Annotated in this window: 10 protein-coding genes and 1 pseudogene; 5 read left to right on the top strand and 6 right to left on the bottom strand. The window is 57.1% G+C overall.

What is annotated here, in order from left to right:
* Positions 1–16: 16 nt before the first annotated feature.
* A complete protein-coding gene (locus HKD27_RS15325) occupies positions 17–1,135 on the bottom strand; it encodes an ATP-binding protein (protein ID WP_228120717.1) in 1,119 nt (372 codons plus the stop codon).
* Positions 1,136–1,440: 305 nt separating this feature from the next.
* Entirely contained in the window at positions 1,441–2,181 is a 741-nt protein-coding gene (locus tag HKD27_RS15320; RefSeq protein ID WP_155723070.1) for a response regulator transcription factor, read from the bottom strand.
* A gap of 434 nt (positions 2,182–2,615) precedes the next feature.
* Between HKD27_RS15320 and HKD27_RS15315 the strand changes: the two genes are divergently transcribed.
* Entirely contained in the window at positions 2,616–2,789 is a 174-nt protein-coding gene (locus tag HKD27_RS15315; RefSeq protein WP_194690125.1) for a hypothetical protein, read from the top strand.
* A 153-nt stretch (positions 2,790–2,942) separates the two neighbouring features.
* On the opposite strand, the gene HKD27_RS15305 is transcribed toward HKD27_RS15315, so the two are convergent.
* From HKD27_RS15305 to HKD27_RS15290, 4 genes are all read right to left on the bottom strand, one after another.
* On the bottom strand, positions 2,943–4,238 hold the full coding sequence (locus tag HKD27_RS15305) for an arsenic transporter (protein WP_304602491.1): 1,296 nt from the start codon (positions 4,236–4,238) through the stop codon (positions 2,943–2,945).
* The gene (gene arsC, locus HKD27_RS15300; protein ID WP_194690106.1) at positions 4,238–4,660 is read right to left on the bottom strand and encodes an arsenate reductase (glutaredoxin); all 423 of its coding nucleotides are present in this window, start codon (positions 4,658–4,660) and stop codon (positions 4,238–4,240) included. The genes HKD27_RS15305 and arsC overlap by 1 nt, the downstream gene beginning before the upstream one ends.
* Positions 4,657–5,010: a helix-turn-helix transcriptional regulator gene (locus tag HKD27_RS15295; RefSeq protein WP_194264493.1), complete on the bottom strand. Its 354-nt coding sequence runs from the start codon at positions 5,008–5,010 to the stop codon at positions 4,657–4,659. The genes arsC and HKD27_RS15295 overlap by 4 nt, the downstream gene beginning before the upstream one ends.
* Before the next feature lie 342 nt (positions 5,011–5,352).
* Positions 5,353–5,934 carry a TetR/AcrR family transcriptional regulator gene (locus tag HKD27_RS15290; protein WP_228518586.1) on the bottom strand — a complete coding sequence of 194 codons (582 nt, stop codon included), beginning with the start codon at positions 5,932–5,934 and terminating at the stop codon, positions 5,353–5,355.
* A gap of 154 nt (positions 5,935–6,088) precedes the next feature.
* Here HKD27_RS15290 and HKD27_RS15285 point away from each other — a divergent pair, with 154 nt between their 5' ends.
* The 4 genes and pseudogenes from HKD27_RS15285 to HKD27_RS16800 all read left to right on the top strand — a co-directional run.
* Positions 6,089–8,221, top strand: coding sequence for a molybdopterin cofactor-binding domain-containing protein (locus HKD27_RS15285; protein WP_194690105.1), 2,133 nt, complete (start codon positions 6,089–6,091; stop codon positions 8,219–8,221).
* On the top strand, positions 8,218–9,510 hold the full coding sequence (locus tag HKD27_RS15280; protein WP_194690104.1) for an FAD binding domain-containing protein: 1,293 nt from the start codon (positions 8,218–8,220) through the stop codon (positions 9,508–9,510). The genes HKD27_RS15285 and HKD27_RS15280 overlap by 4 nt, the downstream gene beginning before the upstream one ends.
* Positions 9,500–9,916: an NUDIX domain-containing protein gene (locus tag HKD27_RS15275; protein WP_194690103.1), complete on the top strand. Its 417-nt coding sequence runs from the start codon at positions 9,500–9,502 to the stop codon at positions 9,914–9,916. Before HKD27_RS15280 ends, HKD27_RS15275 begins: the two co-directional genes overlap by 11 nt.
* A 120-nt stretch (positions 9,917–10,036) precedes the next feature.
* A pseudogene (locus HKD27_RS16800) lies at positions 10,037–10,252 on the top strand (DUF1349 domain-containing protein); the annotation flags it as partial.
* Positions 10,253–10,491 lie beyond the last annotated feature (239 nt).

The following is a 10,491-nucleotide window of genomic DNA, read 5'->3' as shown; positions in this document are numbered from 1 at the left end:
GAAGGGCTCCGCGTGATTACGGTTGAGGAGAGGGAAGAGACGACAAAGGAGAAGAAACGGCTGGCTTTGAATGAATGGCGCGCTGCTGGGCCTTCAGACGCTGTGGCAAAATCAGCCTTACGATGAAGCCAGCAGGTCGAGCATGGCGAAATTCGATAGTGCCGTGGTGACGGGCGATAATGTCGTGAACAATGGAGAGGCCCAATCCCAGGCTACCGTCGGAGCTTCTGGCTTGATCCATGCGGGCAAAAGGCTGGAGCATGGCCTGTTGCAGGCTCTCGGGGATTCCGGGACCGCTATCCTGTACTTCAATGATGATCCGTTCATCATGTGACCAGGCGTTGACTTTTACATTCTGGCCGTACTTCAGGCCGTTTTCGACAAGATTACTGATGGCTCGGGCAATGGATACTGGCTGACAAAAACACGGCAGGCGAAATGCGCCCTGATACAGGACATTTCTGCCAACTGCAGAAAACTCTTCGCATAGACTTTCAATGAGCGAACCAAGTTCTACGGCTTCAAACGCCTCGGTTTCACGCTGGTATTTCAGGAAAGCCAAAGCTCCATTCAGCATCTGTTTCATGAGGTCGAGGTCATGTCGCATGACTTCGGGAGCTGCGTCCTCTCCTCCCATCTCAACGCGCATGGAGAGGCGGGTCAGGGGAGTGCGCAGATCATGACTGACTGACATCAACATCCGCGTGCGCTCCTCAGCTGCAGTGCTGAGGCGTGCCTGCATGCGGTTGAAAGCGCGAATAACGCGCCGCACTTCTTTCGGCCCCTGTTCCTGGATTGGCGCTGAGACGCTGTCATATCCTAATGTCTCGGCATATTCTGCCAGAACGGCGAGAGGGCGATTGACGCGCCAGATACTCCAGACCGAGAGTGCGCCGGTCATCACCAAAAGGGAGAGAAAAGGCACAGTGATCGGCAGTGTCATGTGCATGATCTGCGGAATCTGAAAATTGATACCTGAGCGTATGGCCAGGTGGATCCCGTCGCGAGGAAGAAAAACATTGGTGGTTTTTTCGACCCCTTGATACCCGCCGCAGTTAAAGACCTGCAGGGTCGCCCGATCTTCAGTGAGGTTTGACCGAAGAATCAGGCGGAGCAATTCGGCCTCATGATCCATTGATCGGGGGATGCAGGGAAAGGCGGCATTGACCTGAAAACGTAGGTCCCCGGTTGAAAAGCCGTGTGCAATTGTCTCCCTTGCTGGGAGAGGCGCAGCTCTGAGAGCCCGAATTCCCGTTTCAATAGCAAGAGCGCTGGGCCACGGTCCCTCGGGAAGCGGGGGGATAGCAGGTCGTAACGCATCCAAGAGAAAGGCAACAATGAAGAGAGTGACAAAGAGGCTGCAAATAAGGATTGCGACCATTTGTCCGTAGATCGTCTGTGGTAGAATTCGATTAAGGCGTCGAAGAGATAACATGTCTGTCACTGGTTGATACTTTTAAGGTCAAAAATGTACCCGTCACCACGGATGGTCCGGATCAACTCAAGTTGTCTTCCTCCGTCAGCGAGTTTTCTGCGCAAACGACTTACAAGAAGGTCAATCGTTCTTTCTTCTACAGCGTTAGGGGCATCGTAAATCAGCTCTATAATTTCATTCCGTGCCAGAAGGACGTTGGGATGGTGGCAAAACGTCAACATCAGATCAGTTTCAGAACTACTGAGTGTGACGCGGATGCCTGATCGTCCATATAGAGCGCGCTTGGCAGGAATAAATTTCCAGGGCCCGAATACATGCTCACTGAGTGCATCGCTCGGGAATGATGGCTTTTCAGTTCGTCTCAAGACAGCACGAATACGCGCTTCAAGCTCGGTCAGATCAAACGGTTTGCTGACATAGTCGTCGGCTCCCAAATCCAGTCCGGTGACACGATCTTTTGTTTCAGTCAGGGCAGTGACCATGATGACAGGTGTCGAGACTGTCTGCCTAATATGCTGGAAAAGCTCGTACCCACTGTCTTGAGGAAGCATCAAATCAAGAAGAATTAGGTCAATCCGAGAAGATTGAAGTTGCTTCTGAAGCTCCGTTTTATTGACCGCCACACTGATGCAATACCCCTTCAGGCACAAAAATCGCGTCAACATCTGTCGAATGTCTTGATCGTCTTCAATAACAAGAATGCGACTGGCTGTTATTGATGATGCACTGTTGTCTGGAATAATCAAATTTAAAAGCGCCCGGAGCTATTTTTCTGAAAGTTTCCAATAGGTACAGAGAGCATGTATAATAATCCAGAAAACACAAAGTCACTGAAAAAAATCATTATCCTTGCTTTATTTTCAAATATGAAAAATTATAAACAATAAATTATGTGTTTATTTATTTTTATGTGTTACTATAAGTTTCATTTAGTCATATAAAATAAAAATTTCTATTTTACTCGCCTCACATACGAGTATCAAACGAAGAACAGGATGAACTGTCCTGAGCAGCTCAATTCTAGTTTCAATACTTATAACCAGAACGTGACGATTGTGGCATGGCCTTGGTCTGTCATTCCAAAGCCATGCCGGCCAGATCGAACAGATGGTGAGCCGTCCGATGGGTCACTTCCACAACAATGCCTTGGTTCTGAAACCTGCCGAGGAACTGCAACACCATGCTTTTCATCGGCATGCCGAGACAATCCGCCTGCATGGAAGCAGAAATGAGCGGCTGGATGGGAGTGCAGGCACTTGTGCTCTGCCTCTTTCCAGAGCTTGAAGCCTCGTCCGATCCAGCTGGCGCCGAAGATCGTGTGCATCCCGAACTCCAGCACCAGAAAACGGCCTGAAGGATCGGGGACGCAAAGAGCCGTAGAGCCGCAGGATACGCGGCGGATGATCCACACGCGGTTGCGGCTTCAGTCGCGCGAGATCGACCCGTTCAAGATACTCCGGGTGCAGGGCGCCAGGTCTGGTCATATATATATCGGTCCATTCGTGCATTACGGGTGGCTGATCCAGGGCAGCCACAGGGCCAGTGCCACGAGTGTTGCCAGCAGGACGAGCGGCGTAATCACCAGACCAACCTTCATGTATTGCCACCATGTAACCCGATGGTTCTTGGAGGCCAGCACATGCAGCCACAGCAGTGTTGCGAGACTGCCGATTGGCGTAAATTTTGGCCCGAGGTCGCAGCCGATGACGTTGGCATAGACCATCAGGTCACGGGTAAGGGGTGTGATGTCGTGAGCCTGCTGGATCGCCAGAGACCCCAATAGCACGCTCGGCATGTTGTTCATGACCGACGACAAGAGGGCCGCCAGAAAGCCGGTACCGATGGTGGCCGTTAATGTTCCCCGATGGCCGAGCCAGACGAGTGCTGCCGCCAGATGATCGGTCAGCCCGGCATTGCGCAGGCCATAGACCACCAGATACATGCCCAGGGAGAAGATCACGATCTGCCACGGGGCGCCCCGCAGCACCTTGCGAACAGGGATCACCCGGCCATATCCGGCGACGAGCAACAGGATTCCGGCGGCCAGACAGGCTACGACACAGACCGGGATATGAAACGGCGCTGTCAGGAAATAGGCTGCCAGAACGAGCGCCAGCAGCGGAAATGCTACCCGGAATACATTGTGGTCACGAATGGCCACCGCAGGTGCTGGCAGTTCGGCGACGGGATAGGTCGCAGGTACCTGCCGCCGATACCACAGCCACAGGGCGGCAAGTGTTGCGCCGAGTGCCGCCAGATCGACCGGCACCATTATTGCGGCATAGCGGTCGAAGGGAATATCAAAAAAATTGGCGCTGACGATGTTCACCAGATTGGAGATGACCAGCGGCAGGCTGGTCGTATCCGCCACGAAGCCAGTGGCGATGATGAAGGCCAAGGCTGCAGCTTGGCTCAGGCGGAGTTGAGTGAGGATGGCGATGACAATGGGTGTGAGCAGCAGGGCCGCGCCGTCATTGGCGAAAACCGCTGCAATGGCCGCTCCCAGCACCACGATCAGCGGGAATAGTGTCTGGCCTCGTCCTTTGCCCCAGCGCACCACATGCAGGGCGGCCCAATGGAAGAAGCCGGCCTCGTCCAGCAGCAGCGAGATGACGATCAGCGCGATGAAGGTAAAGGTCGCGTCCCAGACGATGTGCCAGACGACAGGAATGTCGTGCCAGTGGATCACGCCAGCCATCAGGGCTACGGTGGCACCTGCCATGGCGCTCCAGCCGATACCCAGCCCTCTCGGCTGCCAGATGACGAAAACGAGCGTGGCGATGAAAATGGCAAGGGCCAGCATCAGACGATCCGCTTTCCGGATTCATCCACGATTTTCTCACCATCTTCCTTGGTGAACGCGCCACGCTGCGGCGCAGGAAGCAGGTCCATGACTCTCTCGGAAGGACGGCAGAGTGCGATACCGAGCGGCGTTGCGACGATGGGCCGATTGATCAGGATCGGGTGTGCGATCATGGCGTCGATCAGCGCATCATTCGTCAGGACCGGATTATCAAGGCCGAGTTCGTGGAAGAGCGTGCCCTTTTCCCGCAGGACCGAGCGTACCGGAACCCCCATACGGGCGATCAGTTCGATTAGTTCAGCCCGGTTCGGCGGTGTTTTCAGATATTCGATGATCCGGGGCTCCTCGCCGCTGTTGCGGATCAGAGCCAGTACGTTGCGCGACGTGCCGCAGGCCGGATTGTGGTAGATCGTGATGGTCATGAGCAGGATTCCGGGGACGAACAGCAGGAGGACAGGGTCGCGATCAGGGGCGCGCAGAGTTCGGGACTGCCCGCGCAGCAATCCCTGACAAGGAAAAGCAGCAGGTCACGCAGGCGCGGAAGACAGGCGCGATAGACGATCAACCGACTATGGCGTTGCGAGGTCAGCAGGCCGGCCCGGGTCAGAGTGGCGAGGTGAGCCGAGATCGTGTTCTGTGGGACATCGAGATGCCGCGCGACGTTTCCGGCAGGCAACCCGTCCGGCTCATGGCGTACCAGCAGACGAAAGATCTCCAGCCGCGTAGGTTGCGACAGGGCAGTCAGGGCCACGAGGGCAGATTCTGTATCCATAAATCGACGATCATGGATATATTGGATGAAGTCAAGGCTACCCAGGACGTGTCTCGGTCAGAACCTGGAGAGCGGTGTCACACACCGAACAGGCGGCCGATCCCGCCCGTGACGATCATCGCAACAACACCCAAGAAGAGCGAGAACCACGACGGACGTCAGGGATACGCCCCAGGGCGTCAGAACCGCCACGAGCACGGGCAGCAAGGCTTTGGATGAAAAGGTAAACTCAGTGATGCGCAATGTCTCTCCCTGTTGCCAAAGTCAGGCTTTCTGACTGGCTGCGATCGCGTCTCCTTCAATTTGGCTTCCAAAGCTCAAACGGCAGCGGAGGAGCCTTTTTCAGGAAACCTGATCCACGATCTTCTGGATCCAGATATCCGTAATGGGCGCATACGGAATGAGCATCCGGTAGTAAAATGCTCCGTACAGCAGATCGAGCATGAGTTCTCCCGTCTGCGCATCCACTCCAAACTGCTCCAGCGCTTCAATCCCAGCTTTCCTTCTCGGGGCAATCCACCGATCCCAGAAAGCCTGTTCCAGAACGGAACTGGATTGCGCAGCGGCCACCATATGCCGCAGGAGCTTCCGTCGCGGCTCATCGAGCGCATGGCTGAGATCTTCAAGAGCAAAAACCAGCGTCTGCCGGACATCCCGCCCGGCTCGATAGGCAATCCGCGGGGTCAGTTCTAACAGGAACGCATCCATGACGACGGCTGCGGCACTGTTCCAGCGGCGGTAAAGCGTCGTTTTGGCAACGCCAGAATGGCTTGCAATCGCCTCCATCGTCACCCGTTCCGGCCCCAGATCATAAGCGAGCTTCAAGGCTGCTGCCTGTGCAGCCTCAGTCGCTTCCTGACTGCGTTTGCGGCCACTGCCTACCGAAGAGGCTTTCAAATCATGGATGGGCTCGGGCGTGTTCAAGAAGGATCTCCAACGTGCGTCCCCGGAAAACTGCCACCACCTGATCTTTTTCGCAACGATCCGTATCGTTTATTGACTACGATACGGAGCGTATCGTAACGGTTACTCCATCACCTGACGACGATCGGAACCAAATAAACGCCGGAGCAAACCTGTGATTGGACAATCCATCCAGAAATGGGACGCCCTCGACAAAGCCAGAGGGGCCTTTCTGTACCCTTCCGATCTGCACCGCGATCACTGCGTGCATCTCAAGGTCTTGCGCGCAGGTCGGGCCCATGCCCGGATCCTGTCAATCGATACGGCGGCCGCGCAAAACGCCCCCGGCGTCCTGCGGGTTCTGACTCACGTTGATATCCCGGGCCTCAACAGTTTCGGCCTGATCGCAGCTGATCAACCCGTTCTCTGCCATGACCGGGTACGCTTTTCCGGAGACGCCGTGGCCCTCGTCGTGGCCGAAAGCGAGCAGGAAGCCCTGGAAGCCTGCCAGCTCATCCATGTGGAGTATGAGGACCTGCCCACCATACTGGAAGCGTGCGAGGCCTTGGCTCCGGATGCGCCCCAGATCGGACAGAACGGCAATCTCTGCCATCAGGTCGATCTGGGCTTCGGCAACGTGGACGCAGCTCTGGCAGAGTCCGAGCACGTCGTGCGCCTGACTTACAGTACGGGGCGGCAGGAACATGCGTTTCTGGAGCCGGAAGCAGGCATCGCCTATCGCGATGACCGGCAACGGATCGCCATCATCTGCGGCGGCCAGAATCCCTTCGCGGACCAGAAGCAGATTGCCGCCATCCTCGGCGTTCCAGTGGAGCAGATCTACGTCTCCCACCCGCCCATGGGGGGCGCTTTTGGTGGCAAGGAAGACCTGAACGTTCAGGCGCATCTGGCTCTGGCAGTGCAGGCGACAGGACGGCCCGCCCGCTATGTCTATGAGCGCGAAGAAAGCATCGGCTATTCCGTCAAACGGCACCGCTTTGAGGTTGATGTCGAAGTGGGCTGTGACGCCGCAGGAAAGCTGACCGGCTTCCGGGCCAGTCTTCTTGCCGATACCGGAGCCTACATGACGCTGGGACCAGCCGTCCTTGTCCTCGCTGCCGAACATGCCTCCGGCCCCTACCGTTTTCAGGCAAGCCGGATTCAGGGGCAGGTCGTCCATACCAATACCGGCAATGCCTCGGCCTTTCGCGGCTTCGGCAATCCGCAGGTCATTCTCGGCATCGAACAGGCGATGGATGCGCTGGCGGCAAAATGTGGCCTCGATCCTGTTGATTTCCGCGTGAAAAATCTTCTTCGTGGTGGGGACCGTGCCGCAGCCGGACATATCGTCCGCAATGATGTCACCCTTCCCTGCCTGATCGAAGCAGCCCGCAAGGGACCGTTGCTTTCTGCGCTGTCTGACGAACGCCCGCAACCAGACCCGGACGGCAAGCTCCGCGCGACCGGTTTTGCATTCGTCTGGCAGGGTTTCGGGCTGGGAGCCGGCGCCGAACCCGGATCAAGCGTGACCTTGCGTCGCGACAAAAACGGACATTTCTGGCTGGACTGCTCCAGCGCCGATCTTGGCGAGGGTAATCTGTCCGCATTCCAGCAGATCGCCGCGTCCGGACTGGGCTGTAACCCCCATGACATCCGCCTCGATATCGGCACAACCGACAATACGAATTCCTGGTCCACGAACGCGTCCCGCTCCGTCGTCGTGACAGGCAGCGCCGTGGCACAGGCCGCAAAACAGCTCGCCGCGAGAATAGAAGCCGGCGAAAGCGGAGCGCTTGAAGAGAAGGCGCATTTCGCTCCTTTGTTCCCGGAAAAGCTGACGCTCGGTGCGCCTCATGTCGGCTATTCCTACGGCATACAGGCCGTTCGCATCGCACTGGATACCGCAACCGCCAATGTTACGGTGGAAGAAGTCGAGACATGGCTCGATGCCGGAACGGTCATCAATCCTGATGGTGTGACCGGACAGATCGAAGGCGGTCTGGCGCAGGGATTAGGGTTCGCCCTGAGCGAAGACCTCGTGCAACGCGAGGGGCGCGTCCTGAACAACCGCTTCTCGTCTTACATCCTTCCAACAATCCGCGATGTTCCAACAGATGTCCGCGTCCATCTGATCAATCACCCCGATGCGTCCAATCCACTGGGCGCACGCGGCATTGCAGAAGTGGGGCTGACGCCCGCAGCAGCGGCCATTGCCAATGCGCTGGCTCGATGCCTCGGACACCGCTTCGAACAGTTTCCGATCAAACCGGAAGCCATTCTCCCGGTCATGGAAAAGGCCCTGTCATGATCACCTTTCAGCTCAACGGCGCACCCATCCAGATTGCCGATCAGGGTCGAACCCTTCTGCAGGTTCTCCGCAACGATCTGCATCTGAACGGCGCCAAGCTCGGCTGCGGTGAAGGCGAATGTGGAGCCTGCACGGTTCTCGTGAATGGGCGCCCTGTCTGTTCCTGCCTTGTCGCGACCAAAACGCTGGAAGGCGCAACTGTCACCACCATCGAAGCCTTGGCCCAGACGCCGGACGGATCGGGAATCTGTTCCGCTCTGGCACGCACGGGAGGCGTTCAGTGCGGGTTCTGCACGCCCGGAATCGTCATGGCCTGGGCCGGACGGCATCCGGATGACACCCCGGACGATGCCCTTGAAGGAAATCTCTGCCGCTGTACGGGATATGTGAAGATCCGCTCCGCGCTGGAACAGACAGGTTGCCTTCCATCAAGCAAAGCCGCCATTTCCGACAAGGCAGATCTGTCCCTAAAGGACGCGCTGGCCTGTCTGGCTGAAAACCCCGACCTGATCCCGATTGCAGGTGGAACCGACCTCGTAGTGCGTGCCGGGCACAATCTACAGTCCCTGCGCCTCTTTCCGCTGGCACGACTGAATGCCCCCGAACTGCATCAGGTCTTCCGAGAAGGCGACACCCTCATCATCGGCGCCCTGATGCGCTGGCAGGACCTCCTGCATGACCCTGTCATCGCGCAGACCGTCCCGATCCTTCGGGACGTCGCCTATGGTGTTGGAAGCCCCCAGATCAGAAATGCCGCAACCATTGGCGGCAACATCGCCACCGCCTCTCCGGCCGGAGACAGCCTTCCCGCTCTGGTCGCCCTTCAGGCCCGCATAAGGCTGATCCACCGGGATGGAACTCGGGAAATGCCCGTTGCAGACTTCATCACCGGCCCCGGGCGCACGGAACGCAGGTCAGGAGAACTGATCGCTGGCTTGGTCATTCCCGCAAAATGCCTGGGACAACCACAGACATTTACGAAAGTCGGCCCTCGCAAGGCACAGGCAATTTCAAAGCTTTCCCTCGCAACGGTCAAAGTGCCTGACGATCCTGCCGGGATCAGCTTCGCATTCGGGGCCGTCGGTTCCGTTCCCATGACATGCCCAAAAGCGCATCATGCCCTCGCCTCAGGGATACGGGACGAAGACCATCTCGGATTCGTGGCCGAATTGGCGATGTCCGAAATCACGCCGATCAACGACATGCGTTCCACAGCATCTTACCGCAGACGCGTCGCGGGAAACCTTCTCATACGCCATTGCCGGAAGCTCTTCGCCCATGACAGCTGACACATTGCCCCGTGCAGGCTGTGGTGCCGTCCTCCTCAGAGAAAACTGTCTGCTGCTCGTGTACCGGAAGCGTGATCCGGAACGCGACCACTGGGGCCTTCCGGGCGGAAAGGTCGAGCCATTCGAAACCCTGCAACAGGCCGTCAGACGGGAAATTCTCGAGGAAACGGGCCTCCAGATCGAGCGGATGAGCCTGCTCTGCATCGTGGACCAGATTGCCCCGGATCGGAATGAACACTGGATCGCGCCCGTCTACATCGCCGAAGACTTCACCGGGAACGCTACCATCAGGGAACCTGAAGCCCTTGGGGACGTGAAATGGTTTCCACTTGAGCAGCTCCCGGAGCGATTGACGCATGCGACCCAGGTCGCACTTCAGGCCCTGCAGGACCGGGATGCGTCCTAACGATACGAAAGTTGAACCGTGACCGAGAACCCCGGAAAAACTGACCTCCCCGGCCTCTGGCAAAACGGGGTCTGGCTCAACAAACCCCATCAAAGCGCCATCTCGCCCGATACCCTTGAAATGACGACAGACAAGGGAACCGATTTCTGGCGCGAGACCTTCTACGGCTTCACTCATGACAGCGGGCATTTCTATGGCATGCCTGCACCATCCAGCTTCACCGCCCAGCTCCGTATCCGTGCCGAATATGAAAAGCTGTATGATCAGGCCGGCCTCATGATCCGCATTGACGAGAAACACTGGGTCAAAGCCGGAATTGAACTCTCGGACGGGCGTGCCATGCTCAGCAGTGTCCTCACGAATGGCCGTTCAGACTGGGCGACTGCCTCCTACGAATATGTCTGCAAAATCTGGACTCCAGAGCCAGAAAGATTCATCCTCAATCCAACCCATCAAACCCCGGGACCAGGTTCTGTTGACAAAAGGTCTTCCCAGACTGGCTTGGACGTGATTCAAAGCTGGTCTTTGCGGAGACCTGTAGATGCGTGGTGACCTGACGGACGAGGAATGGGCGA

The organism is Gluconobacter sp. R75690 (assembly GCF_015244525.1).
In the GTDB taxonomy this organism is placed as follows: domain Bacteria; phylum Pseudomonadota; class Alphaproteobacteria; order Acetobacterales; family Acetobacteraceae; genus Gluconobacter; species Gluconobacter potus.
This window is presented reverse-complemented; position numbering and strand designations above follow the sequence as displayed.

Bases quoted from the DNA above. Each gene is read 5' to 3' on its own strand.
- HKD27_RS15325 (WP_228120717.1), bottom strand. From the start codon at position 1,135: ATGGATCATGAGGCCGAATTGCTCCGCCTGATTCTTCGGTCAAACCTC.
- HKD27_RS15315 (WP_194690125.1), top strand. From the start codon at position 2,616: ATGCTTTTCATCGGCATGCCGAGACAATCCGCCTGCATGGAAGCAGAA.
- HKD27_RS15305 (WP_304602491.1), bottom strand. From the start codon at position 4,238: ATGCTGGCCCTTGCCATTTTCATCGCCACGCTCGTTTTCGTCATCTGG.
- arsC (WP_194690106.1), bottom strand. From the start codon at position 4,660: ATGACCATCACGATCTACCACAATCCGGCCTGCGGCACGTCGCGCAAC.
- HKD27_RS15295 (WP_194264493.1), bottom strand. From the start codon at position 5,010: ATGGATACAGAATCTGCCCTCGTGGCCCTGACTGCCCTGTCGCAACCT.
- HKD27_RS15280 (WP_194690104.1), top strand. From the start codon at position 8,218: ATGATCACCTTTCAGCTCAACGGCGCACCCATCCAGATTGCCGATCAG.
- HKD27_RS15275 (WP_194690103.1), top strand. From the start codon at position 9,500: ATGACAGCTGACACATTGCCCCGTGCAGGCTGTGGTGCCGTCCTCCTC.